Source organism: Halobacterium sp. KA-6, assembly GCF_021029015.1.
GTDB lineage: Archaea > Halobacteriota > Halobacteria > Halobacteriales > Halobacteriaceae > Halobacterium.
Window position 1 is genome coordinate 143,046 of sequence record NZ_JAJJZH010000003.1, and the last position, 25,160, is coordinate 168,205.

The window sequence follows — 25,160 nt, forward strand, 5'->3', positions numbered from 1 at the left end:
CGCTACGCCTTCCCGAGAAGTGAGTCGTCGGTCCGCGTTTAGCCGCCGAGGTACGACGCCGCGACGCGGTCGTCGGTTGCGAGCTCTTCGGCGTCGCCCGAGAGCGTCATCCGGCCGGATTCGAGAACGTAGCCGCGGTCGGCGATGCGGAGCGCGTTGTTGACGTCCTGCTCGACGAGCAACACCGTCGTCCCTTCCTCGTTGATACGCTCGATAGCGTCGAAGACGTCCTCCACGAGCACGGGTGCGAGCCCGAGACTAGCCTCGTCGAGCAGGATGAGGTCCGGGTCGCTCATCAGCCCGCGACCGATAGCGAGCATCTGCTGTTCGCCGCCGGACAGCGTCCCCGCCTTCTGGCCTTTTCGCTCCTCGAGGCGCGGGAAGATTTCGTACACTCGTTCGAGGCGCTCGCTCATGCCGTCGCGGTTCGTGTACGCGCCCAGTCGGAGATTCTCGCGGACGGTGCTGTCCGAGAAAATCTCCCGGCCCTCGGGAATGTGCGTGACGCCCTTGGGGACGACCTCGTCCTGCTGGAGGTGGCCAATAGACTCGCCACGGAACGTGATTTCGCCATCGGTGGGCGTGAGCGGGCCACAGATTGTCTTCAGCACGGTCGTCTTCCCGGCACCGTTCGCGCCCAGCAGCGCAACGGTCTCGCCTTCCGTCACCGAGAAACTGACGTCCCAGACGACCTGCACGTCACCGTACGCGACGTCGATACCGTCTACTTCGAGCAGGGTCATTGCGCCACCGTACACAGGTCCTCCATAAAAGAGTACCTCCGTCCACAAACGACAGCGGTCCAACCGTCGAGGAGGCTACCGCAACACGTGCGCGTCGTCGTAGTGGGTTCGAAACGCGAACCAGAGGCCGTGGCGGCCGGGGATCCGTTCGAGCGTCGCTACGTCGGCGCGGAGTTCGTTTCGCGTAACCGTCCACGCCGTGCCGTCGGCATCGACGAGCATGTCGCCGTCGCGTTCGACCGGCGTCGGCGGCGCCTCGTAGGCGGCGACGTCACCGGTCGCGTCCCGAATGACGACGACCTCGCGGCCATCGACCTCGCCGACGAGCGGGTCGTCGAACTCCTCGACGGGAATTACCCAGACCTCGCTGGCGTCCTCGGAGACGAGGCCGTAGACGTCGGCTTTCTCGGGGAGTTCGCCCTCGGCTTTCTGGACGCCAGGCTGGACGACGTCCTCGTTGTTCCAGTAGTGCCGGAAGAACCCGATGTGGTCGTCGTAGTGGCTGTAGTCGTAGTCGTAGCCCGTTTCGGGGTCGAGCACGTGCGTCTCCGGGTACTCGTCGCGCCACTCGCCGTACGTCGTCTGCGTGACGGCGAACTGGTCAAGCACGAGGTCCGGGCGCTCCTTCAGGTAGTGACCCGCGGTCGGCACGCCGGCGTGTTGGTCCCACAGCGTCTCGGTTTCCTCGTCGTACATCACCTTGTTCCCGGACGCGAGCATTCCCGTACTCCCGAACGTGAGCACGTCGTGGTCGTCGACCTCGACTCTCCTATCGTAGAGGATGGGAGCGTTACAGAGCGTGCAGTACGTCAGGCTCACAGGGACGCCGTCAAGAGTGACGTTCAGCAGTTCGTGTGGGAACAGCACCTCTCGAGGGACAGCGTACTGAGTTCCCTCGATTTCGAAGCCGAAGACGGTGTCCTCGTCGTCGAGGTAGCTGCCCTCGGCGGCGGGCAGGAAGTCCGGGGAGTTCAGTGCCGCGAGGAACGAGCGGTCGCAGTTCCCCCATCGAATCGCCTGGAGGTCGAAGTTCCGTGGTTCGGCGTCGAGCAAAGCGCCAACCGGCGGCAGGTAGGACTTGTAGAGGCGGAGCTTCCACTCGTCGAAACCCGCTAATGGTTCGATGTCCTGCTGGGAGTACCACGACTCCCACTCGACCCACGCGTGGTCGGAGTCGAAGCTCGGCTCCGCGAGTTCGGCGAGCGCGTCACGGACGCCCGGCCACCGGACTTCGGGGAGGTCAAGGTAGCGTGGCGGGTCGCGGCTCCGGAGGACTTCCGGGAAGCCGAACTGCTTCCAGTCGTTGCCGATGGCGTCGATGACGAGCACTTCCAGTAGGTGTGGGACGACGCGCTCGTCGCCGTGCTCGGCGAGCGCGTCGACGGCGTCGGCGTGTGCGTCGGCGTCCCGGACGAGCAACTGCTCGACGTACTCCTGCAGGTCTGGCGAATCAGTCGGCATGCTCGGGACTGTGCGAGCGACTGCCAAAAATGTGTGTGTCGGGGAACTGCGACTACTCCTGGCCGCCCTTCGTCACGTGAACGTCCTCGAAGCGCATGTCGCGCTCGGTGACGTCGACAAGCATCCGCCCGACGTCCTCGATTTCGGCGTCGATAGTGTCGCCGTCAGAGAGCTCGCTGACGCCTTCCGGCGTGCCGGTGGTGATGACGTCGCCGGCTTCGATGGTCGCGCCCAGCGAGGCGTATTCGACGATGTCCGCGCACGTGTACACCATGTCCCCGGTGTTCTCGTACTGCTTGCGGTCGCCGTTCAGTTCGAGCTCCATCTGGAGGTCCTGCGGGTCCTCAATCTCGTCGGCCGTGACGACCGCCGGCCCGATGACCGTGAACGTGTCGTAGGACTTCCGGTTCGAGCGGTCCTGGTCGCCGCGCACGGAGATGTCCAGCAGAATCGTGTACCCGAAGATGTGGTCCCAGGCGTCCTCGGCGTCGACGTCTTTGACGTCCTCGCCCATGACGAACGCCAGTTCGATTTCGTGGTCGACGCGGCGGTCCGAGAACGGCAGTTCGACACCGTGGTCGGGGCCGACGACGCTGGAGGGTGCTTTCAGGAAGTAGCCCTTGTCCTCGATGCTGAACCACTCCTCGGTGGTGATGTCGCGGTCCGCGAGCGCCTCCTCGATGTGGTTCTCGTAGTTCAGCGGCGCTGCGATGACCTTCCCGGGGCGCTCGACGGGGGAGCCGAGTTCGACCTCGCTTCGGTCGTAGTCGGGGTCGGCATCGGCGTACTCGCTGGCGTCGTAGTCGCCGTTGATGTACTCGACGAGCGGGTCCTCAGCGTCGATACTGAGACGGTCAGTGAGGTCGACGACGCCGTCGTCGTCAGTGAGCAAGCCCAGTCGGTCCTCGTTGAAGCGAACGAATCGCATGTGTCGTTGTGGGGCGAGCACCCTCATAAATCATCTCGTTCGCCCACAGACTAGCCGGGGGTCCCCGGCACTCCAAGTTTCGTTGTCGATAATCGCGGTGAACGCTTATTACACATACTCACGGAGAAAGGACCATCATGGCCTCACGACACCGCGAGCACGACACGGCGGCCGCATCGCTGTACGACCCACCGGACGACGCCAGCGAGGTCGAGCAACTGCGCCACGAGCGGGACTTCTGGAAACACCTTTTCGAGGACCTGACAGAGCGGTTCCCCGAGCCGGCGCTAGTGGTCGACGACGACGGCCGGGTCGCTCACTGGAACCGAGAGCAGGAGGACATCCAGAACACGCCCGCCGAGGACGTACTTGGAGAGGTCGCCCACGACGTCATCGGCACCGAGGACGTCACCGACACGCTCGCCGAGGAGGTCGTGCGCACCGAGGAAATCGTCAACGAGGACCGGGTGCGTTCCGGGACGAACGACGACGGCAGTCAGTGGCACGTCAGCGCCGCCGCGCTGCCGCTATACGACCCCGACGGCGACGTCGTCGGCTCGTTCGAGATGGTGTCGCGGGTGACCGACCTCGTGGAGCAGCGCCGCGCTGTCAAGGACGCACAGGAGCAGATTACCTCGGAGGTCGATTCGACTGTCAAGGAACTGTTGGAGTCCTCGGAGACCGTCGCGGAGAACAGTCAGTTCATCGAGGAGACCGCCCGCGAGCAGGTGGAGTCACTGGCGGAGGTGCGCAACGAGGTGGAGTCGCTGTCGGCGACCGTCGAGGAAATTGCCTCCCAGACTGACGAGGTCGACAGTCGCGCTCGGGATGTCGCGGAGAACGCGGCGGCCTCCGTCAACGCGACCGACGAGGCGCAAGCGCTCTTGGACGATGTCGAGGACGCCGCGACCGACCTCGATACGACTGCCGTCGAGTTGGACTCACAGGTCGAGGAAATTGAGTCCGTCGTGGACGTCATCAGTGACATCGTCTCCCAGATTAATCTGCTCGCGCTGAACGCGAACATCGAAGCCGCGCGCACGGACGGGAACAACGACGGGTTCGCGGTCGTCGCGGATGAAATCAAGGAGCTTGCCGACCAGTCGAAAGACGAAGTGGACGCCATCGAGTCCACCATCGAGCGGGTGACTGACATCGTCGACGAGACCACGGAGGGCGTCGAGCGCACGACCGACGGCATCGAGCAGACCGTCGAACGCGTGGAGACGATTCGGGAGCGTCAGAGCGAGATTCACTCCGCCGCCGAGGAGACCTCGACGGGGATGGCCGAAATTGCGGAAGCGACCGACGAGCAGGCGGTCAGCGCCGAGGAGGTTACGACGATGCTCAACGACGCGCTGGAGAGCCTCGAAGACGTGGTCGAAGAAATCGGGGAGCTCGCCGACGAGAACGACGAACAGACCGCGTCCGCGCGCAGCGTCCGCGAACGCATCCATGACGTGGAAGCCGAATTGGAAGCGACCATCGACGACTAGAAGAAACTCTCTGTTCTCGTGAGGTCGACGTCGCCGGCGATGTCTTCTTCGAAGTGTTCGGCGAGGGCTTCGACGCTCCAGCCGCCAGGCTGGATGCCGACGCAGTCCAGCGTGGGCTCGGAGAAGACGCCGACGCGGTCGCCGCCTGCGTAGAGCGCGCAGCCGGTGACGTCGGTCGCGTGGTCGCTCGCGAGGAATGCGGCGAACGCAGCGACGCGCTCGGGCGGCATCTCCTCGCGTGTGTACGGGCGATGTTCTTCTGGGACGGTCTCGGTCATCCGCGTGTAGGCGTTCGGGACGAGTGCGTTCACGCGGACGCCGTGACGGTGCATCTCCGAGGAGACAGTGCGCATCATCCCCAGGATGCCGGCTTTCGCGGCGGCGTAGTTTACTTGGCCGACGTTGCCGCGCGCGGAATGCGCACTGGCCGCGAGGTACGACCGCTGGCTGTCGAAGCCGTCGCCGCCTGCGGCGTCCCGCCAGTGCTTGCAGGCTGCCTGCAGGAGCGTGAATTGGCCGGTGAGATTCGTCTCGACGACGGCCTGCCAGTCTTCGGCGTCGAGCTTGTAACTGAGGTCGTCGCGGAGGATGCCCGCGAAGTTGAGCACGGCGTCCACGCGCCCGTGGTCGGCGACGGTGTCGGCGACGAGGTCGTCGGCGTACGCGAATTCCGTGAGATCGCCGGCGTGCGCGGTTGCGTCGCCGCCATCCTCGCGGATGGACTTGGCGACGCGCTCGGCGACTGCTGGGTCACTGCCTTCACCGTGGACCGAAGTTCCGAGGTCGTTGACGACGACGGTCGCGCCGTGGTCGGCGAGCGCTCTCGCGGTTGCTTCGCCGAGGCCGTTGCCGGCGCCACCGACGATGCAGACCTTCCCGTCGAGGCTCGTCATCGCTGTCCCTCCGTCCGAGCGGGAGCGCGCTCGTTGGTCGATTCGTGATCGGTGGGCGTACGGCTGTGAACGTGTCGAGAGCGCATGTCGCGGAGTTCGACGAGCCAGCATGCAAATCTTTGGGAGCGCGCGTATCGCATCAGTAGTTAACTAAAACAGGAATATAAGGACACAGAGTAACCGATACTTTAAATACCGAGGTTAACTTGTACTCGAACGATGGGAGAAAGTGACATACAGCGCGTGACCGTGCTCGGCGCGGGGAGCATGGGCCACGGAATCGCGGAAATCGCAGCCATCGCGGGCTACGACGTCGTACTCCGCGACATCGAACGCGAGTACGTCGACGACGGCCTCGAACAGATCGAGTGGAGTCTCGGCAAACTCGAGGAGAAGGGCCGCATCGACGAGTCGGCCGACGACGTGCGCGCCCGCATCGAGGGCGCAGTCGACCTCGAAACCGCAACCGAGTCGGCGGACCTCGTCGTCGAGGCGATTCCCGAAGACCTCGACCTCAAGAAGGACACCTTCTCCGAGGTCGACGACTACGCCCCCGAACACGCGATTCTCGCGTCGAACACCTCCGGACTCAGCATCACCGCAATCGGCGCGGCGACCGACCGACCCGAACAGGTCGTGGGCGCACACTTCTTCAACCCGCCCGTGAAGATGGACCTCGTCGAAGTCGTCCACGGCGAGGAGACCAGCGAGGAAACCCTCGAGGCCATCCACGCGTTCGTCGACGACCTCGACAAGCGCGCCATCGACGTCAAGCGTGACGTCCACGGCTTCATCGTGAACAACGTCATGCTGCCGTTCATCGAGGAGGCCGCGTGGATGCTCGGCGACGACGAGACGACGATTCAGCAGGCTGACGCCGCGATGGTCTACCAGCGCGGTTACCCGATGGGCCCGTTCGAACTCGCTGACTACACGGGCATCGACATCGCCTACCACTTCCGCGAGGGTACGGACCTCGACTCCCCGCCGGCAATCGCGGAGAAGGTCGAGAACGAGAACCTCGGGAAGAAGACGGGGCAGGGCTTCTACGACTGGGAAGCCGAGGGTCCGAACTACGAGCCCGGCGATGGCGAGAACTTCGACTGGCTGCGCGTGGAAGCACGGATGGTCAACGAGGCCGCCAAGCTCGTCGGCGGCGACGTCGCCACGCCCGACGACGTGGACCTCGGGAGCCGCCTCGGCGCGCGCTTCCCAGAGGGTGTCTGCCGGCTCGGCGACCAAATTGGCCTCGACAAGGTTCTGGACAAACTCCAGACGCTCCACGAGGAAACGGGCTCGGAACGCTTCGCGCCCGCGGACTATCTCGTCGAACTCGTGAACGCTGGCCACACGGGCGTGGACGCCGGTCGCGGGTTCCACGATTACGCCGGCGACGGTCCCTACCAGTACATCAACAAGGAACTCACCGAACGCGGCGTCCTCGAAGTCGAGTTCGACCGCCCGGAGCGCCTGAACGCGTTCTCCGAGACGATGTTCGGCGAGGTCAAGGAGGCGCTCGACAACGCCGACACCGACGAGGTGTCCTGCGTGGTCTTCTCTGGCGCGGGGCAGGCGTTCAGCTCCGGCGCGGACATCACGGGCTTCATGGCCTCTGAACCGACGGAACTGATGGACGTCGACGAGACGATTCAGGCTATCGACCAGTTCGAGCGCCCGACGCTCGCGCGCATCGACGGCTTCTGTCTGGGCGCGGGCTTCGAAATTGCGCTCGCCTGCGACCTCCGCATCGCCACCGAGGACTCCTCGCTGGGCGCGCCCGAAATCAACCTTGGGCTCATCCCCGGCGGCGGGGGGACGCAGCGGCTCACGCGTATCGTCGGCGAGGGCCGTGCGAAAGAGTTGGTCTTCCGTGGCGAGCAGATTTCCGCCGAGCGCGCCGCCGACTGGGGGCTGCTCAACCGCGCAGTTCCGGCGGACGAGTTCGACGACGTCGTCGGCGACTTCGTCGACGACCTCGCGGACGGGCCGAAGACGGCGCTGAAGGTCGCCAAGCGCGTCATCGACGACGGACAGGACGCCAGCCTGCAGGCCGGCCTCGACTCCGAGAGCCAGGCGTTCGGGCTGCTGACGACGACTGATGACATGGTCGAGGGCGTCACGGCGTTCCGTGACGACCGCGAACCGGAGTTCGAGTGATGCCTCGGAACGCTGCAATCGTCGGCGGCGGGCACGCGGACTGGGGCAAGCGCGAAGCGACGTGGAAAGACCTCGCCCAGGAGGCCGGGAAGGCCACCTTCGACGACGTGGACGGCCTCGGGCCGGACGACGTCGAAGGCCTGTTCGTGGGCGCGGTCCAGCCCGAGCGGTTCGCATTCCAGAGCCACGTCGCGCCGCTGGCGGCGGAGCTGCTGGGCGTGAACGCCTCGAAAATGATTGCCCGGACAGAGTTGGCGTGCGCGAGCGGGCAGGCCGCGCTGCGGTACGCGTGGCTCGCCATCGCTGCCGGCCAACTCGACGTCGCGCTCGTGCTGGGCGTCGAGAAGATGAACCTCGGCGACGAGTACATGGGGGAGATGCAGGCGAGCATGACGAACGTGCTCGACCGCGAATTCGATGGCGTCAACGGCCTGAACGCGCCGTCGTTCTTCTCGATGTACGCCCAGCGGCACATGCACGAGTACGACACCACGCGCGAACAGCTCGCGAAGGTGAGCGTGAAGAACAAGCGCCACGCCGCGAACAACCCGTACGCCCAGTTCCAGCAGGACGTCGACGTCGACGACGTGCTGGACTCGTACCCGGTCGCGCCACCGCTGTGCTTGCTGGACTGCAGCGGCATCACGGACGGGGCCGCCGGCCTCCTGCTCGTTAGTGAGGAGAAGGCCCGCGAACTCACGGACACCGCGGCGTACGTCACGGGCAGCGGACAGTCCTGCATGGCGAGCAACTCCATCAACAACCTCCCCTCGATGTCCGCGTGGCCGCAGGCCACGCAGGCCGCAGAAGAGGCCTACGAACAGGCGGGCATCGACGACCCCGTCGAGGAGTTGGACGTCGCTGAAGTCCACGACTGCTTCTCCATCAGCGAGATTATCGAGTACGAGGACCTCGGCTGGGTAGAGAAGGGTGAGGGCGGCCAGTTCATCGAGGACGGCCGCAGCGAACTCGACGGGGACATCGCCGTGAATCCCAGAGGCGGCCTGCTCGGCTGTGGACACCCTCTCGGCGCGACGGGTGTCTCGCAGGCGCTTGAGGTGTACAAGCAGTTCACCGGCGAGGTGGAGTCCGCCCGCCAGGTGCCGGACAGCCCCGAGACCGGGCTCATCCACAACCTCAGCGGCAGCGGCTCCGTACACAGCGTGATGACCCTCGGGAGGGACCCACAATGACAGACACCGACGACGAGGTGCCCCGGCGCACCGTCACGATTCCGGAACGCATCGAACTGCCGCGCCTGCTGGACTTCTACGACCTGCAGGACGCCGAACACACGCGCATCCACGAGTTCTACGACCGACTCCGCGAGGGGTCGCTGTCCACGACGCAGTGCACCGACTGCGGAGAACTGCACTTCCCGCCCCGGGTGGTCTGCCCGGAGTGCACGAGTGACGACCTCGAATACGTCTCGCTGCCCCACGAGGGGACGCTGCACGCGTTCTCGACGGTCCGCGGGAGTCCCATCGGGATGGACACGCCGTTCGTCACGGGCGTCGTGGACCTCGACGGCGTAGACGTGCAGTTGTCCGCGCGCATCGACGGCGCGGAGTACGACGACCTCGACATCGGCGACCCGGTGTCGCTGGTGGTCACGGAAATAGACGGCCCAACGGACCAGCAACGGGTATTTTACCGCTTCGAACCACGGGGTGACACGTAATGACGATGGACTACGACCTGACGATAACGACGTTCCTGGAGCGCGCCCGCGACCTCTTCTCCCACAAGGAGATCGTAACCGCGCTCCCGGACGGCAGCACGCACCGCTACACGTACGGCGACGCCTACGAGCGCATCAGCCAGCTCGCGCACGCCCTGGACGACTACGGGATGACACCCGGGGAACGCTCGGGCGTGATGGCGCTCAACCACTTCCGGCACTACGAACTGTACTTCGGGCCGTCCTGCAGCGAGCGCTCCATCCACATGGTGAACCACCGGCTGCCCGAGCACCACCTCGTGAAGATCATCAACGAGGCCGAGGACCGATTGCTGTTCCTCGACCCGCAGTTCGTCGACACTATCGAACCCATCGCGGACGAACTCGACACCGTCGAGAAATACGTCATACTCGGCGACGAGGACGACATCCCTGAGACGAGCCTCGAACCCGTAACGGACTACGAGTCGTTCATCGCAGGCTACGAGACGGACTACGACTGGCCGGACATCGACGAGGAGACCGAGAGCGCGCTCTGTTACACGTCCGGAACGACGGGCCTCCCGGAGGGCGTCCAGTACACCCACCGCGGCCAGTTCCTCCACACGATGATGCACAGCCACGTGGACGTCTTCGGCGTCAGCGAGTCCGACGTGGTGATGCCGGTCGTGCCGATGTTCCACGTCAACGGCTGGGGGTTCCCATACACGACGACGTTCACGGGCGCGAAAATCGTATTGCCGAACCAGCACACCGACCCGGACGACCTCCTCCCGATGATAGAGGACGAGGACGTCACGATTGCGGCCGCGGTCCCGACGGTCTGGATGGAGGTCGACCGCATCATCGAGGAGTCCGACGACCTCGGGCCCGAAGTCTTGGAGACGCTCCAGGACGTGCTCATCGGCGGGAGTTCGCCGCCGGAGTCGCTCATTCGGAAGTTCGACGAGGTGTATGAAGCCCCCATCGGGCAGGGCTACGGGATGACCGAAGCCTCCCCGCACCTCGCGAACACGCTGATGACGACCGAAGTCAAGCAGCTCCCGGAGGAAGAACAGGACCGCCTCCGCATGAAGGCAGGGGTGCCCGCGCCGGGCGTGAAGATTCGCCTGCGTGACGAAGATGAGAACCCGGTACCGCACGACGGCGAGACGCCGGGTGAGGTACAGGCACGAGCGCCGTGGCTCGCGGACGAGTATTACGAGCGCCCCGAAGCCTCGGAGGCGTCTTGGACCGAGGACGGCTACTTCCGGAGCGGCGACGTCGCCACCATCGACGAGTACGGCTACATCGACGTGGTCGACCGCCTCGACGACGTCATCAAGAGCGGCGGCGAGTGGATTTCCTCCATCGAGTTGGAGAACGCGCTCATCGGTCACGAGGGCGTCGAGGAAGCATCCGTCATCGGCGTTTCCCACGAGAAGTGGCAGGAGCGGCCGGTCGCGTACGTCGTGACGAACGGGGACGTGACCGTCGACGACCTCCGCGAGCACTTGCTCGACCAGTTCCCGAAGTGGTGGCTGCCAGACCGCTTCGAGTTCGTCAAGGAAGTGCCGAAAACGTCCACCGGGAAGTTCGACAAGCTCGCACTCACTGAGGAGTTCGAGGAGCGGTACGGTTCGCTGCCAATCGACGAGTAGCTCCCGCTACAGCGTCTTCCCGTTCTCGGGGTCAAGGTTGTCGAAGAGGTCGGGGCTGGCGCCGAACTCCAGGACGTTCGTCATCACCGACGTGCGGACGTTCAGCACGGTCTTGCCGTGGTTCTTGTAGAACTCGTGGAGCCAGCGCTCGCCGACCTCGCGCGTGGGGAACAGCATGATGGACTTCCACTGGTACTCGCCGTCCGAGAGGAAGTACATCAGCGTGTGCTCGGAGTCGCGGATGTGTTCCATCGTCTCGCGCCACTCGTCGGCGAAGTACTCGGGGTTGAACTTGAACTCGAACAGTTCGAAGACGAAGTACTCCTCGTTGGGGACGATGGCTTCGCGGAACACGCCGGCTTCGCGCATGTTGCGGATGGACTCGTTGACGGTGACGTAGGAGACGTCGATGCCGTACTCGTCTTCGAGGATGTCCGCGAGGTCCCGCGAGGAGACCCCGGGGTCTTTGGCAAGCTCTCGGAGGATGACCACGTCGCGGTCCTTGAAGTCGTACGCCGGTGTGTCGTTGGCCATACCGGGTTGTCACCCTAAACGATGTTAAGATTCGTGATTGCCGCGCGACGCACGAACCCGGAAAATCGATTCGCGAGTTACGTGTCGTGGCCCTGGCCCTTCTGGCCAGTCAGTTCTTCGGGGACGAGCCGGTAGCGGGGCTGGTCGGTTATGGGTTCGCCGTGGGGGAATAGGCTCGCGAATTGCGCGTTCTCGAACATCGTCTCGGTGACGTCGTCGGTATCGTCGGCTGAGACCTCCTCGATGGGGCCGCGTGCGACGACGCTGCGCAAGTGGTGCTCGTCTTCGAAGTTGTACGTCGAGAACGTCGCTCGTTCCGTGGTGGCGGCGTAGTCGAGTTTCTCGCTGCCTTCGCCGAATTGGAGGAGGATGAAGTAGAGGTGTTCGCCGTCCCACCCGAACGAAATCGGGAACCCGTAGGCGACGTCCTCACTGGCCAGCGAGAGCACGCCGATACCGCGCTCGTGGAGGAACTCGTCGCGTTCGGTCTCGTCCATGGCGACGCCACGCAGGGGTCGGTCGCTGGTCTCTGGTGCTTCCATACGAACACGTTAGGGTACGGGTACGAAGAAATTCGGTGCGAACATATTCGTCCCGCCCCGTTCATCGTGTACTGTTCACTATTGCTGTGTGTTATCGAGCAGGGAAACATCTATACCCCCGTTCCACGTTGGTTGTAATACGATGAGCGGCTCAGAAGTTCAAGTAGACGCGCCCGTCGTCGTCGCCGGAGCGGGGCCGACCGGTATGACGACTGCGCTCGCGTTGAACGCCAGAGGCGTCGACGTCACAATCCTCGAAGCCGATCCCGAAGACCGAGAGCGGCCCGGAAGCCGGGCTATCTACGTCCACAAGGACACGCTCCGCACGCTGGAGAACGCGTCGCCCGGCCTCGGCCACCGGCTGGTCGACAATGGTATGATTTGGTCGACGCGACGGACGCTGTTCCGCGGAACGGAAGTGTTCGAACGGACCTACCCCGACCCCGGCGGCGACGGCGACCTCCCGCACTTCACCAGCATTCCTCAGGTCTGGACGGAGAAGTACATGCTCGACGCCGTCGCGGACGCGGGCATCGACGTCCACTGGGACGACGGCGTGGAGACGGTCGAATCCGGCGAGGACATCGTGCGCGTCGAGACCGAGAGCGGTGAAGAGTACCACGCCGAGTACGTCGTCGGCGCGGACGGCGCCGGTTCGACGGTCCGCAAGGAAATCGGCGGCGAGTTCGACGGCACCGAGTCTGCGAACTCCTTCATCATCGCGGACGTCGACGAGTTCGACGACGAGGACGAACAGCTGTTCCAGGAACGCGTGTTCCATTACGACCACCCGCGCGTGGACGGTCGTAACGTTCTGCTCGTGCCGTTTCAGGGCGGCTGGCGCGTCGACATCCAGTGCAAGGAGGACGACAACCCCCAGCAGATGACCGAGGACGAGGAGATTAGCGAGCTCGTCGCGAAGACGCTTGGCGAGCGCTACCGGGACCGCGTCGAGTGGGTCTCCCAGTACAAATTCAAGCAGGTCATCGCCGACCGGATGGTCGACGACGAGAACCGCGTGCTGCTCGCCGGGGAGTCCGGTCACCTGTTCGCGCCGTTCGGCGCGCGCGGGATGAACTCCGGCGTCGCTGACGCAGAGGCCGCTGCCAGCGCCATCACGGTTGCGCTGAACGCGGACGTTGAGGAGGCCCGGGCTGCCGAAATCACGGAGTACGGAATCACGCGCCTGAAGGCCGCCGAGTACAACAAAAACGCCGCCGGGCAGGCCCTCGAATACCTGCAGGGCGACAGCTACGTCACGCGAGCGAAGAAGTGGCTCGCGGCGAAGGCTGCGCCGTACTACGAGCCCGCTGGCGAGTGGCTCGACGACGCACCGTACGGTCCGCACGGCGGGCCACCGGTGACCATCGGACAGTACTAAGCGGTCCACACGGACCGAAACGAGGCACAGCCGATTTTCGATTCTCCGCTTCTCTCCGCTCTCGGCGCGAATAGCGTCACGCTTGTCGGCCGTAGACGCCGGTTTGAACGCTGCTATTCTGATATTCGGTCTAGACGAACATTCCTGGTGGTTAGGAACGAATGGCTTCGGTTACAGCGCTCTTTTACGTGTGTCAGTCCGAGATGCACGAATCCCCCTGTTTTGGCTCGAATGACGTGCGGCCGTACGTGTTCAGTCCAGCGGGGGAACGGTGACCATTTATTAGTGTCTAGAAGGTTGTTCGGTGACACGAAACAGAACTTTGGTACATTAGTATAGGTGTATGTAATGGGATTAGAGGTATTATAACGGCTCCTAAACTCGTTTCCCGCATGGGTTCGAATACTGGCAACAAATGCTCACGCGGCGCGCTCGTTCGCAGTAGCGTCGGCTTTCCTCACTCGGACCGATCTTCAGTTCGGGAACGACCCACGAGACCAGTGGTTCCAGCGCCAATCCTAGATGTAGTCTATAAGTACGTGTATTTATTTTATCTTTATAGATATGAATAGAAGGCGATGGCGTAATTCGAATCCGTTCGATGAGAGAGAACGTTATAAGGTGTAATATGAATCGTGCATTAAGTCACACAGTCACTACTGAACCGACCTATTGAGCAAAGAGTGTAATCCGATTTACGGCGACAGGTACATGAGTGAGAGAATCACCCAACCACATATCGTGATCGATGGGTGACTGAGATTCCAGCGCCTCGTACAGCGATTCGGCGAGTCGGTCGCGGGTCGCGTCGTCGAGTTGCACAGCGGGAACAGCCACCCGCACCGACAAATAGGTTCGTCCGCGCGCTGGGCCGTACTGCGGACCAGGCGTTTTCTCAATGAAAACAAGGTTGGTTCAGAAACCAGCGCTACACCGCCCGAATAACAGCGTTACCTCTGTTATCCAGTTACGCCTCGTCGCAGTCGCAACCACCCGCGGTGAGTAACTCGGAGACACCGTACTGGGAGTCACACTCCGTGCAAAAGATGCGCACATCGACCATCACGCGGAACTCTCCGAGCGTCAGATGGGACGTGTTCCGGAGCTGGTCAAATTTCGTCTCGGTGACCGAGACCAGCCGCCCGCGGAGCTTCTGGACGGCGTTGGAGACAGTGTCAAGGCGATCGCTAGTTTCACGTTCGTACTCCGCGCCGCGATAGTCCTGGAGGTAACTCCGCACGGCCTGATACGTCACCACGTCACCGGCCAGGTCGTCAATATCGACGCCCTCTCGTTCAAGGCGGCGGCGAAGCTGGGTCTGTTCGGCAGCACCCGTGCCGTCGCCGGTCAGCGAGCGAACGACGTTCTCGACTTCGGCCTCGGAGGGGTGCATCCCAGCATCGTAGAGGCGTTCGCGAACGACTTCGTGATTGAAGTGCGTCGCGAGGTCCCGCAAGCTCCAGTGGTCGTCGCCCGTCGCCGTCCAGCGCGCCTCCAATTCCGCGCCAACCCCGTCGAGGTCGTACTCGTCGACGAGCCGCGCGACCTTACTTCGGCGGCCACCAGTATCGTGCTCTGCATCGCCCATACGTGCTGTACGCAATTGCGGACAGTTATACTTACTCCTGCACCTCGACCACACGACGGTTCGAGGGAACTGGCCACCGAGTGCCCTCGACTTCGAGGCGTGCTCAGAGGTTGGACTCGGTCGAGCCGCCGTCGATTGGGACCGCAGCGCCGTTGATGTAGCCGGACTTCGGCGAACTCAGGAACGCGACCGTGTCGCCGAGTTCCATCGGGTCGCCGACGCGTTCGAGGGGGTTGTCCGCCCAGTCCGCCAGCCCCTCCTCGTAACTGTCGTATTCCCCGCGCTCGATGGCTTGCTCGATGAGGTCGCGGATGCGCGATGTCTCGTGGGAGCCGGGCAGGACGGCGTTCGCGCGGACCTCCGGAGCGAACTCCTTCGAGAGCGTCTTCTCCAAGCCGATGACCGCCATGCGGACGGAGTTCGACAACACCAACTTCTCCTTGGCTTCCTTGACAGTCCTGGAGGTAATGGTGACGATTGTGCCGCCGTCACCGTCTTTCAGGTGGGGAGCAGCTTCGCGCGCCAGCTGCACGGCGCTCATTACAAGCAGTTCGTAGGTCTCCCGCCAGTCTTCGTCGTCGGTGTCGAGGAATTCGCCGGACGGTGGGCCGCCTGCGCTGGTCACGAGGTGGTCGATGGTGCCGAACTCCTCGACAGTCGTCTCCACGAGCGTCTCGACGTCGTCAGCGTCGGTCAGGTCACCAGGCTGTGCGACGACCTCGCCCGTCGCCACGCTCTCGATTTCCTCGCGTGCACGTTCGAGCCGTTCCTCGTCACGGCCGTTGATGACCACGTTTGCACCCTCGCGAGCGAGGGCCTTCGCGGAGGCCTTCCCAAGTCCACTGGAGGATGCCGTCACGAGCGCCGCGTTGCCGTCGATTTCCAAGTCCATACCAGAGCCAATAGGAGTGTCGTCCGAAAACGTTTCCGTACAGGCAAGCAGCGACCGGCACTCGCGGGCGTTCCAGCGTGTGGTTATTTGTCGGTGGAGGCGGTACGCCGCCGTATGCTCGATTACTTCGGTCTGGAAGCGGACCTCGATCAGGAGGAGCGACTGCTGTTAGAGTCCGCTCGCGACTTCGTCGACGGAGAAGTCGAGGACATCGGCCAGCACTGGATAGACGGTACCTTCCCCGAGGAACTCATCCCGAAGATGGGCGAGATGGGGTTCTACGCGCCGAATCTAGAGGGGTACGGCCTGGCGAACGTCAGTGAGAAGTCCTACGGGCTGTTGATGCAGGAATTGGAGGCGTGCGACTCGGGGCTGCGCTCGATGGCGAGCGTGCAGGGCGCGCTCGTGATGTACCCGATTCACGCGTTCGGTAGCGACGAGCAGCGCGAGGAGTGGCTGCCAAAACTCGGGACGGGTGAGGCCGTCGGCTGCTTCGGCCTCACCGAACCCGAGCACGGGTCGAACCCCTCTGCGATGGAGACGCGCGCCGAACGTGCCGGCGGGCACGCGGGCGACGAGTACGTCCTGAACGGCTCGAAGACGTGGATTACGAACTCCCCGATTGCGGACGTCGCGGTGGTCTGGGCGAAAGACCACAGCGAGGACGACAACCCCGTCCGGGGGTTCCTCGTGGAGACCGACCGCGACGGCGTTACGACGAACAAGATCGACGACAAGCTCAGCCTCCGTGCGTCCATCACTGGTGAAATCAGCCTGCAGAACGTACACATCCCGAAGGAGAACCGGCTTCCCGGTGTCTCCGGGATGAAGGGGCCGCTGTCGTGTCTCACGCAGGCGCGCTACGGCATCGCGTGGGGGGCGGTCGGCGCGGCCCGGGACTGCTTCGAGACCGCTCGCGAGTACGCTACGGACCGCGAGCAGTTCGGCAAACCAATCGGCGGCTTCCAGATGCAACAACAGAAGCTCGCGGAGATGGCGACCCAGATTACGCTCGCGCAGTTGCTCGCGCACCGTCTCGCGGATCTGAAGGAGCGCGGCGACATGCGCCCCCAGCACGTCTCGATGGCGAAACGCAACAACGTCCGGATGGCCCGCGACCAGTCACGGGTCGCTCGGGAGATGCTGGGCGGGAATGGCATCACCACGGACTACTCGCCGATGCGCCACATGACGAACATGGAAACCGTCTACACCTACGAAGGCACCCACGACATTCACACGCTGATTCTCGGCGAAGACCTCACTGGCATCGCCGCATACAACTAACTGATATCTGGTAATTTGATTGTTCTATATCTATTTTTATATTTCTTTTGCCAGTCAGTGAATCGTGATTGTGAGTGGGGATTGTATATCGACAGCCCCCGCGGGCGTCATTCAACCCGTCCAGTATATCCTAATACTAGTTACAATAGGTAGTTTAGGTGCCTATTACTTTTTTAGAGGCCCTATATCCGGTCATTTACTATTACAGCGGTTTCAGTAAATTCCAGATACGATCGAGAAACAGGTTTCGATGATGGTCCGAATATGAGGTATAGCTCCCCACCTCAACAACTAACCCCCATAATTACCAATTTTCGAAGTAATAAATACTATTGACTTTACGGAGTGGTATGCTGTCTCGTAGTGTCGTGACGAGCACGCTACTTAATGCAAGCCGAAAAAGCGCGGCCGTGTTTCGAGTGGGGTGGAAATTCCTTGGTTCCTGGCGAGAACTTCTAAGCTTCCGAGAACCAGCCACCATTCTAATGGAGGTAGGTGGTATCTCTGACGGTAGGTATGTCCACTCAAGAACACCGTCTCGAAAGCACCGTTGCCGGCTTCACTGCCGTCGGGAAGCTCCACTCGCTGAGCGTCTGGTTCATCCTCGCGTTACGCCTGATGATGGGACTAGCGTTCCTCCAGAGCGGCGTCGATAAGGTTCTTTCCGGGAGTTTCAGCGCGGCCGGCTATCTCCAGAACGCACCGCCCGCGAACAACAGTCCGGTCGCCGACCTCTTCGTTGCGATGGGGGAGACACCGTGGTTCGTGGACTTCGTGAACATCGCCGTCCCGTGGGGTGAGGTACTCATCGGTCTCGGCCTGCTCGTGGGCTGTCTCACCCGTCTCGCCGCGTTCTGGGGCGCGTTCATGATGCTCATGTTCTACCTCGGGAACTGGGAGATCAGCCACGGCTACATCAACGGCGACTTCGCGTACATGCTCGTGTTCCTCGCGGTCGCCGCGTTCGGTGCCGGCCGCATCCTCGGGCTGGACTCGTACATCGAACAGTACGAGGTCGGTGGCGAGGCGCTCGTCGAGCGCTATCCGTGGATGCGCTACCTGCTCGGCTAGAAGAAGCGGTCCGAGACCGCTACTGCGATTCTTTCGCGTGCTGTAGCGAGAAGACGAACCCGTAGTAGGCGACGACGCCGCTCGCGAGCGCGCCGTAGTACACCAGCTGCGGTGCACCGAACGCCTCGAACAGCAGGGTGACGACGATGACCCACGCGAACGCGAACGCGAGGTCGAACAGCATTCCGTCGTGGTGTTCGACGACGTGGTCGCGGACAGCGTCGAGCAGGGTCACGATTCGTCTTCCCCGTGGGCGTCGACGACGAGCACCGGCAGCCGGGTGCGCCGGAGTACTTTCTCGGCGACGCTACCGAGAACGACCCGGGAGAGCCCGGAGCGGCCGTGGCTCCCCATCACGACGAGGTCGATGTCGTTGTCCTCGACGAACTTCCGGATGGCACGCGCGGGCTCGCCTGCCGTGACGTGCTCCTCGACGGAGACACCGTGCTCGGCGGCGACGTCCGCGACGTAGCCGGTGGCCTCGTCGGCCTCGGCTTTCACTTCGGGCATCTCATCGAGTTTCCCCCGACGGATGCGTTCGACCTGCTCGGTGCCAAGCGCGAGCGTCGTCGCGTCGACGTCGAAGACGAACAACGCGTGGACCGTCGCGTCGTACTTCGCCGCGAGGTCGACCGCCTGGTCGACCGCACTGCGGGCGGTTTCGCTGCCGTCGGTCGGAACGAGGATGTTGTCGTACATTTAGTCGTCAGAGCTCACGACGTCTTCGGCGCTCTGCTGTTGGCTCATCGGTTCGGGGCTGTGGCACTGCCGAACGAGCTTCTTCGTTTCGAGGTCGGGTTCGGCGGTCACCATCGAGACGACGATGGTCACCACGAACACGACAGGCACGGCGACGAGCGCGGAGCCGATAGCGGGCAGCCACTGTGCGAGCGTCGCGGAGATGATGCCGTCCGAGCCCGCGGCCCCGCTGAGCAGCCCGTAGTTCGGCACCACTTCGTTGATCATCGGAATCGTCCAGATGACGAGCCCGGTGGTCATGCCGGCGAGTGCGCCCTGACGGTTCGTGTTCTCCCACCAGAGGCCGAGGAAGAACATCGGGAACAGCACGGCACCGGCCAGCGAGAACGCGTACGAGACGAGCGCCGCGATGGGCGCTGCCGGGTCGAGCGCGGCCAGCGTCGTGATGACGCCGAGCGCGATGATGCTCATACGGCCGACGAACACCTGCTGGCGCTGCGTCGCGTCCTCGTTGATGAGGTTCTTGTAGATGTCGTGGGAGATGGCCGACGACCCAGTGATGAACAGGCCGGCGGTCGTCGCGATGGCGGCTGCGATACCGCCAGCGGCGACGAGCCCGACGAACCACGTTGGGAGATTCGACAGCTGCGCGGCGAGCACGACGATGACGTCGCCCGCTGCGGACGTCATGCCGGGGTCACCGTAGACGGGACCGATGTTGTTCGCGTAGAGGTCGGTACCGAACGCCGCGAACGCGGGCGACGCGAGGTACAGCAGGAGGATGAAGCCGAGCCCCCAGACCGTCGACCAGCGCGCGGTGCGCTCGCTCTCGACGGTGTAGAACCGCACGAGCACGTGCGGTAAGCCACACGTACCGACCACGAGTGAGAACGCGGTGGCAATCCAGAGGTAGTAGCCGCCGTTGACGAACGGTTCGCTGAACTCGCTGCCGAGTTCGGCGAACAGCGCTCCGTACTCGATCTGCGGGATAATCGTCGAGTAGCCGTTCACGAACCCGACGACGTACAGGCCCGCGAGGAACGCGACGATGAGGATGACGTACTGGACGGCCATGTTCTTCGTCGCGCCGAGCATCCCCGACAGCGTGAGGTAGCCGACCGTGATGGTCATCATGAGTACGACCATCGATTGGTAGCCGGTGAGTCCGAGGATGCCGAGGTCGCCGAAGATGTAGAGGCCGACCAGGCCCATGCCGCGGGCTTGCCCGATGGCGTACACGAACGCGATGAGGAACGTCGTGAGCGCGGCGATGGCGCGGGCGGTGTCAGAGTTGAACCGGTCGCCGACGAAGTCGGGCGCGGTGTACTTCCCGAACCGCCGCATCTGAGCGGCCATGAAGATTAGCAGCACGAAGTAGCCGGTCGACCAGCCGACGATGAACGCCAGCCCGTAGAAACCGGAGGTGGCGATGAGCGCGGCCATGCCGAGGTACGACGCGGCGGACATCCAGTTCGCACCGATTGCCATACCGTTCTCGACGTTCCCGATGGAACGGCCGGCGACCCACATGCCCTCGGTATCGGCGACCTTGAACACGAAGCCGATGACGAGGAACAACAGCAGCATCGCCGTCACGAGCACGGCGGGCAGCGCCTTGAACGAGACGTTCAGTCCTTCTGGAAGCAGTCCGGATTGTGCAACTGCGCCGGTCAGGTACGGGAGGAGGGCGCTCATTCGGAGACACCTCCGTCAGGCGAGTGGTCGATGCCGTACTTCTCGTCGAGAGCGTCGCGCTTTCGCGCGTACCAGAACGCCAGAATCAGCGCGCCGCCGGGCGCACCGATCGAGACGAGGAAGTAGTGCAGCGGGAAGCCGAGAACGGGCATCGTCGACGTCATCACGTCCGGGATAATCGCGGTTAGCGTCACCGGGCCGAAGACGACGACTGCCCAAATGGCGAATCCCGTCCAGATGATGCGGAGGTGATCCCGCATGAACGGCGTGCTCGGCCGTAGCAGGTTCACCTCCGACGTGAGGTAGTCGGTGCTGTCCTCGGACTGCGCGACGCCGGCGACAGCGCCGCCGTCCGGTTCGGCGGGCGGTTCGTCCGTCGGATCGTGGTTGTTGTTGTCTGTCATAGTTAGTGGTCTGTTAGTTCATTCCGTGTGGCGGTTGTGAAAAGTCGGGGTGGCGTTAGTCGTCGGAGACTTTCGACTGGATGTCTTCGACGACCTCCGGATTCCGCAGCGTGGAGGTGTTGCCGAGATCCTCGCCGTTGGCGATGTCCTCCAGGAGCCGCCGCATAATCTTCCCCGAACGGGTCTTCGGGAGTTCGGTCGTGAACACGACTTCCTCCGGGCGCGCGATGGGGCCGATGGCGTCCTCGACACCGGCGATGATACGCTCGCGGAGGCCCTCGTCTCCCTCGTAGCCGTCCTCAGTGATGACGTACGCGTAGACGGCTTCGCCTTTCAGTTCGTGGTCGCCGCCGACGACGGCGGCTTCGGCGACGCCCTCGACACCGACGATGGCGGATTCGATTTCCATCGTGCCGAGGCGGTGGCCGGAGACGTTGATGACGTCGTCCACGCGCCCGAGTACGGTGATGTAGCCGTCCTCGTCGATTTTTGCGCCGTCTTCGGGGAAGTAGACCCAGTCCTCGGAGTCGCTGCTCTCGGTGTCCGAGTACTCCGTCCAGTACTCCTCAATGAAGCGCTCGTCGTTGTCGTACAGCGTCCGCAGCATGCCCGGCCACGGATTGTTGACCGTAAGGTAGCCGGCTTCGCCGGCGCTGACTTCTTCACCCGTGGTGTCGACGATGTTGGCGTCGATGCCGGGGAGCGGCGGACCCGCCGAGCCCGGCTTCATGTCGTTGATGGCGGGCAGCGTGGTAATCATCATACCGCCGGTCTCGGTCTGCCACCACGTGTCCACCACCGGGCAGTCCTCGTCGCCGATGTGCGTGTAGTACCACTTCCACGCGCGCGGATTGATGGGTTCCCCAACCGTCCCCAGCAGCCGCAGACTGGAGAGGTCGTGCTGGTCGGGGTACTCCTTACCCCACTTCATGAACGCGCGGATAGCGGTCGGCGCGGTGTACAGTTGGTTGACGTCGTAGTCGTCGACGATTTCCCAGAGGCGGTCCTTGTCCGGGTAGTCCGGAGTACCCTCGTACATCACTGACGTGGTGCCGAGCGCGAGCGGCCCGTAGACGATGTACGAGTGGCCGGTAATCCAGCCGATGTCTGCCGAACACCAGTAGGTGTCCTCGGGCTTGACGTCCAGGACGGCGTGGCTCGTCCACGCCGCGTACGACAGGTAGCCGCCCGTCGTGTGTTTGACGCCCTTCGGCTGACCGGTTGTTCCCGACGTGTACATCAGGAACAGCATGTCCTCGGCGTCCCGCGGAACGGGGTCGACTTCCGCGCCCTCGAACTCCGCGACGAGGTCGTCGTAGTCGGTCTGGTTGGCCGCGAGGTCGTGCCCGAAGTCGTCGTCGCCGAGGCGGTCGACGACGACCACGTCGCTGACCTCGTGCTCGACGCCTTCGAGACCCTCGTTGGTCTTTTCGAGGTGGTCGAGGGGGTCGCCGCGGCGGTAGTAGCCGTCGCAGGTCACCAGGTACTCCGAGTCCGCGGAGTTCATCCGTGTCGCGAGCGCGTCCGCGGAGAAGCCAGCGAAGACGACCGAGTGGGGTGCGCCGATGCGAGCACACGCCAGCATCGCAATCGGAAGCTCCGGAATCATCGGCATGTAGAGGGTGACGATGTCGTCCTCCTCGACGCCGCGGTCCCGGAGAGCAGCCGCGAACTCCTCGACTTCGCGCTGAAGTTCAGCGTACGTGTACGTGCGCGTATCGTCGGTTGGTTCACCGACCCATTCGAGGGCTTCCTCGTCGCCGCGGCCCTCCTCTACGTGGCGGTCGATGCAGTTGTAACTCGCGTTCAGCTCACCGCCCGTGAACCACTCGTAGAACGGCGGGTTCGAGTCGTCGAGTACGGTGTCGTACTCCTCGTCCCACGAGAGGTGGTCGGCGGCGCGCTCCCAACACTCCGGCCAGTTCTGTTCGAACTCGTCGTAGATGTCGGGGTCCGAGACGTTCGCCTGTTCGACGAACGACTCCGGCGGCTCGAAGACCTCGCCCTCGGGGAGGCGGGCTTCGAGTTCCGGGTCAGCGTCTTGGTCTGGCATATCCATCACAATCGTTCACGACATCCGTGTTAAGTACCGGCGCTAATTATGCCAACACCCGCCATATGAGAGAGCAGCGAGGAAACCCAGCCAAAGAGCGCCAACACGGCCTATTAGGCCTTACTGCGCGAGATTCCGCCGGCCACAAAGCACTCCGCAGCTGGCGGCGTCGAAATTACTCACTAAATAGTTAGCAACGTTGACGACGCGAGTCAGTCGTCGGGCCACTCGACGCCGCCGCGTCCGACGTCGTCCTCCGCGAAGAACGCCGTGAGGAGCTTCTGCTGGGCGCGCCGCAGGTGGTTGTGGAGCGTGGGGGACGTGATGCCGATGGCGTCCGCGAGTTCCTCGGCGGTACTGCCACGCGGCCACTCGAAGTAGCCTGCGTGGTAGGCCGCGCGCAGCACGGACGCCTGTTTGTCTGTCAGCGACTCGTGCAGGGACGCGCGGAACGCCGCAGAGGTCTCGTCAGGACGGTCGCGCTCGCGTTTCGAGACGAGTTCCGTGTCGGGGAACACGTCAGTGACGGCCGCAACCAGCGACCGGACGTCCGTGTCCGTTGTGACGTCGACGACGACGCGCTGCTCGGCGGGCGTCGCCGTCACCTCCCGGACCGACGCGCCGCGGTCAGTCAGCGTCTTCGCAATATCCGCGCCGGTGACAGCGAGTTCGAGCAGCGACTCGTCACCGTAGTCCCGGACGAGGCGACCGCCCGCGACCGCTGGCTGGTCGGCCGCCCACGACAGTACTGTCTCCGCGGACGCTCCTGAGAGCCGCACGAAGTACAGGAGCGCGCCCTCTTCGCCGGGAACGACGCCGTCCAACTCGAACGTACAGCCGTGTTTGGCGGCCGCAGCGGCGAAGAACGACTCGTCGCCGGTCGTCTCGAACGCCAATTCGAGCACCGTATCCGCCAACAGGAGTTGGCGCTGCTGGACGACCGTGACGGTACGTCCGACCCGCTGGCCGAGGTCCGCGAGCAGGTCGCGTTCTCGGTCGCTGATGGTCCCGTCGACGCCAACACCGAGCACGCCGTAGGTTGTATCGCCGTCGTCGACGGGCACCGTAGCGGCAGCGCCGAACCCGGCCTCGTTAGCGTGCGCGCGCCAGTCGGCGAACCCCGCGTCATCGTGGACGTCGTTCGTGACCCGTACCTCCCCGGAAGCGAGGGTATCCGCGATGGCACCGTCGTCAGCGGCCACGTCGACCATCGCGTCGGCCACTCCTGCGTGCGTCGCGGCGTGTAGTGTCCCGCCGCTGTACCGCGCAATCCACGCGAACTCGTAGGCGTCACCCCCGACGAGCGCCTCGCAGGTTCGCTGCTCGACGCCGTCACGCGTGGACGTCTCGGCGAGGGCGTCTCCGACGGCACGCACGCGGTCGAACGCGGCGTCGAAGTGCAAGTCCGGCTCTACGGGGGCTTCAGCGGGCTGGCGCGCGGGTGCGAAGTCGGTGCCAGCGAACGCTGCGGCGACGTCGCCGCGGTCGGCGTCGTCGACGAACGGGTCGAGGCTGGCGAGGCGCTCCCAGCCGCCGACGGCCGCCACTGCACGCGGGTCGACCCCCTCGTCGAGGAGCTGGCGGGCGAAGAACCGGCGGAGCGTCCGCGAGGAGACGTCCCGGAGCGCGTCGTCACCGGTGCGGTCGGCCGCGCGGTCGCCGACGTCGGCGACGAGCATCTGGACGCGCCGCGGCGACACCGATACCACGCGTTCCTCGGTGTCGACACCGACCGTGCGGGCGTACTGCCGGAGGTCGTGTTCGACATCTGCGGGCAGGTAGGCCTCGCGAACGACCTCACCCTCCTCGTCGCGGACGCTGAGGAAGTTATGAGCGACGTCGGCGTGGTCGTGTGTCGTGACGTCTACGGGCCGGACGCGAGCGATTTCGGCGGGTCGGAGCCCGGCTTCGCCGGCGAGCCGGACGACGAGTTCCTCGCGGTGGGTCTCCGTGGCTCGGCGGAGCCGCTCGTAGGACGCCTCGGACAGCGCCGCCGCGACACCCTCGCTCATGTT

Annotated in this window: 23 protein-coding genes; 8 read left to right on the top strand and 15 right to left on the bottom strand. The window is 64.0% G+C overall.

Features of this window, described 5'->3' with window-relative positions:
- Window positions 1-38: 38 nt before the first annotated feature.
- The 3 genes from LPA46_RS08620 to LPA46_RS08630 form a co-directional block, all read right to left on the bottom strand.
- Window positions 39-737, bottom strand: coding sequence for an ABC transporter ATP-binding protein (locus LPA46_RS08620; protein ID WP_442908229.1), 699 nt, complete (start codon window positions 735-737; stop codon window positions 39-41).
- A gap of 81 nt (window positions 738-818) precedes the next feature.
- A complete protein-coding gene (locus LPA46_RS08625) occupies window positions 819-2,204 on the bottom strand; it encodes a DUF3179 domain-containing (seleno)protein (RefSeq protein WP_230892175.1) in 1,386 nt (461 codons plus the stop codon).
- Window positions 2,205-2,256: 52 nt separating this feature from the next.
- Window positions 2,257-3,132, bottom strand: a complete 876-nt coding sequence (locus tag LPA46_RS08630; protein WP_230892176.1) for a fumarylacetoacetate hydrolase family protein — start codon at window positions 3,130-3,132, stop codon at window positions 2,257-2,259.
- 137 nt (window positions 3,133-3,269) lie between these two features.
- On the opposite strand from LPA46_RS08630, the gene LPA46_RS08635 reads away from it, so the two are divergent.
- The gene (locus LPA46_RS08635) at window positions 3,270-4,628 is read left to right on the top strand and encodes a methyl-accepting chemotaxis protein (RefSeq protein WP_230892177.1); all 1,359 of its coding nucleotides are present in this window, start codon (window positions 3,270-3,272) and stop codon (window positions 4,626-4,628) included.
- Here the strand turns inward: LPA46_RS08635 and LPA46_RS08640 are convergent.
- Window positions 4,625-5,521: an SDR family NAD(P)-dependent oxidoreductase gene (locus tag LPA46_RS08640; protein WP_230892178.1), complete on the bottom strand. Its 897-nt coding sequence runs from the start codon at window positions 5,519-5,521 to the stop codon at window positions 4,625-4,627. The two genes, LPA46_RS08635 and LPA46_RS08640, sit on opposite strands and share 4 nt — an antisense overlap.
- A 219-nt stretch (window positions 5,522-5,740) precedes the next feature.
- Here LPA46_RS08640 and LPA46_RS08645 point away from each other — a divergent pair, with 219 nt between their 5' ends.
- The 4 genes from LPA46_RS08645 to LPA46_RS08660 are packed head-to-tail and all read left to right on the top strand — an operon-like array spanning window position 5,741 to window position 10,999.
- Window positions 5,741-7,678, top strand: a complete 1,938-nt coding sequence (locus LPA46_RS08645; RefSeq protein ID WP_230892179.1) for a 3-hydroxyacyl-CoA dehydrogenase/enoyl-CoA hydratase family protein — start codon at window positions 5,741-5,743, stop codon at window positions 7,676-7,678.
- Window positions 7,678-8,871, top strand: a complete 1,194-nt coding sequence (locus LPA46_RS08650; protein ID WP_230892180.1) for a thiolase C-terminal domain-containing protein — start codon at window positions 7,678-7,680, stop codon at window positions 8,869-8,871. The genes LPA46_RS08645 and LPA46_RS08650 overlap by 1 nt, the downstream gene beginning before the upstream one ends.
- Window positions 8,868-9,359: a Zn-ribbon domain-containing OB-fold protein gene (locus LPA46_RS08655; protein WP_230892181.1), complete on the top strand. Its 492-nt coding sequence runs from the start codon at window positions 8,868-8,870 to the stop codon at window positions 9,357-9,359. Before LPA46_RS08650 ends, LPA46_RS08655 begins: the two co-directional genes overlap by 4 nt.
- A gap of 5 nt (window positions 9,360-9,364) precedes the next feature.
- The gene (locus tag LPA46_RS08660) at window positions 9,365-10,999 is read left to right on the top strand and encodes a long-chain fatty acid--CoA ligase (protein ID WP_442908230.1); all 1,635 of its coding nucleotides are present in this window, start codon (window positions 9,365-9,367) and stop codon (window positions 10,997-10,999) included.
- A 6-nt stretch (window positions 11,000-11,005) separates the two neighbouring features.
- On the opposite strand, the gene LPA46_RS08665 is transcribed toward LPA46_RS08660, so the two are convergent.
- Both LPA46_RS08665 and LPA46_RS08670 read right to left on the bottom strand, forming a co-directional pair.
- Window positions 11,006-11,533: a winged helix-turn-helix domain-containing protein gene (locus tag LPA46_RS08665; RefSeq protein WP_230892183.1), complete on the bottom strand. Its 528-nt coding sequence runs from the start codon at window positions 11,531-11,533 to the stop codon at window positions 11,006-11,008.
- Between the two features lie 77 nt (window positions 11,534-11,610).
- Entirely contained in the window at window positions 11,611-12,075 is a 465-nt protein-coding gene (locus LPA46_RS08670) for a pyridoxamine 5'-phosphate oxidase family protein (protein WP_230892184.1), read from the bottom strand.
- Between the two features lie 142 nt (window positions 12,076-12,217).
- Here LPA46_RS08670 and LPA46_RS08675 point away from each other — a divergent pair, with 142 nt between their 5' ends.
- A complete protein-coding gene (locus tag LPA46_RS08675; protein ID WP_230892185.1) occupies window positions 12,218-13,456 on the top strand; it encodes an FAD-dependent monooxygenase in 1,239 nt (412 codons plus the stop codon).
- A 669-nt stretch (window positions 13,457-14,125) separates the two neighbouring features.
- Here LPA46_RS08675 and LPA46_RS08680 read toward each other — a convergent pair.
- The 3 genes from LPA46_RS08680 to LPA46_RS08690 all read right to left on the bottom strand — a co-directional run bounded on the left by LPA46_RS08680 (window position 14,126) and on the right by LPA46_RS08690 (window position 15,936).
- Window positions 14,126-14,278 (bottom strand): hypothetical protein, encoded by a 153-nt coding sequence (locus LPA46_RS08680; protein WP_230892186.1) that lies wholly within the window; start codon window positions 14,276-14,278, stop codon window positions 14,126-14,128.
- A 145-nt stretch (window positions 14,279-14,423) separates the two neighbouring features.
- Window positions 14,424-15,044, bottom strand: coding sequence for a rod-determining factor RdfA (rdfA, locus tag LPA46_RS08685; protein ID WP_230892187.1), 621 nt, complete (start codon window positions 15,042-15,044; stop codon window positions 14,424-14,426).
- A 103-nt stretch (window positions 15,045-15,147) separates the two neighbouring features.
- A complete protein-coding gene (locus LPA46_RS08690; protein WP_230892188.1) occupies window positions 15,148-15,936 on the bottom strand; it encodes an SDR family oxidoreductase in 789 nt (262 codons plus the stop codon).
- A gap of 114 nt (window positions 15,937-16,050) precedes the next feature.
- Here LPA46_RS08690 and LPA46_RS08695 point away from each other — a divergent pair, with 114 nt between their 5' ends.
- Both LPA46_RS08695 and LPA46_RS08700 read left to right on the top strand, forming a co-directional pair.
- On the top strand, window positions 16,051-17,223 hold the full coding sequence (locus tag LPA46_RS08695; protein ID WP_230892189.1) for an acyl-CoA dehydrogenase family protein: 1,173 nt from the start codon (window positions 16,051-16,053) through the stop codon (window positions 17,221-17,223).
- Between the two features lie 516 nt (window positions 17,224-17,739).
- The gene (locus tag LPA46_RS08700; protein WP_230890374.1) at window positions 17,740-18,294 is read left to right on the top strand and encodes a DoxX family protein; all 555 of its coding nucleotides are present in this window, start codon (window positions 17,740-17,742) and stop codon (window positions 18,292-18,294) included.
- Between the two features lie 19 nt (window positions 18,295-18,313).
- Here LPA46_RS08700 and LPA46_RS08705 read toward each other — a convergent pair whose 3' ends face one another.
- The 6 genes from LPA46_RS08705 to LPA46_RS08730 form a co-directional block, all read right to left on the bottom strand.
- Window positions 18,314-18,529, bottom strand: coding sequence for a hypothetical protein (locus LPA46_RS08705; RefSeq protein ID WP_230892190.1), 216 nt, complete (start codon window positions 18,527-18,529; stop codon window positions 18,314-18,316).
- Window positions 18,526-18,993, bottom strand: coding sequence for a universal stress protein (locus LPA46_RS08710; RefSeq protein ID WP_230890376.1), 468 nt, complete (start codon window positions 18,991-18,993; stop codon window positions 18,526-18,528). The genes LPA46_RS08705 and LPA46_RS08710 overlap by 4 nt, the downstream gene beginning before the upstream one ends.
- Window positions 18,994-20,688: a sodium:solute symporter family transporter gene (locus tag LPA46_RS08715; RefSeq protein WP_230890377.1), complete on the bottom strand. Its 1,695-nt coding sequence runs from the start codon at window positions 20,686-20,688 to the stop codon at window positions 18,994-18,996.
- Window positions 20,685-21,092: a DUF4212 domain-containing protein gene (locus LPA46_RS08720; protein WP_230890378.1), complete on the bottom strand. Its 408-nt coding sequence runs from the start codon at window positions 21,090-21,092 to the stop codon at window positions 20,685-20,687. The genes LPA46_RS08715 and LPA46_RS08720 overlap by 4 nt, the downstream gene beginning before the upstream one ends.
- 55 nt (window positions 21,093-21,147) lie before the next feature.
- On the bottom strand, window positions 21,148-23,145 hold the full coding sequence (gene acs / locus LPA46_RS08725) for an acetate--CoA ligase (protein WP_230892191.1): 1,998 nt from the start codon (window positions 23,143-23,145) through the stop codon (window positions 21,148-21,150).
- Window positions 23,146-23,357: 212 nt separating this feature from the next.
- Window positions 23,358-25,157: a bacterio-opsin activator domain-containing protein gene (locus tag LPA46_RS08730; RefSeq protein ID WP_230892192.1), complete on the bottom strand. Its 1,800-nt coding sequence runs from the start codon at window positions 25,155-25,157 to the stop codon at window positions 23,358-23,360.
- Window positions 25,158-25,160: the final 3 nt, after the last annotated feature.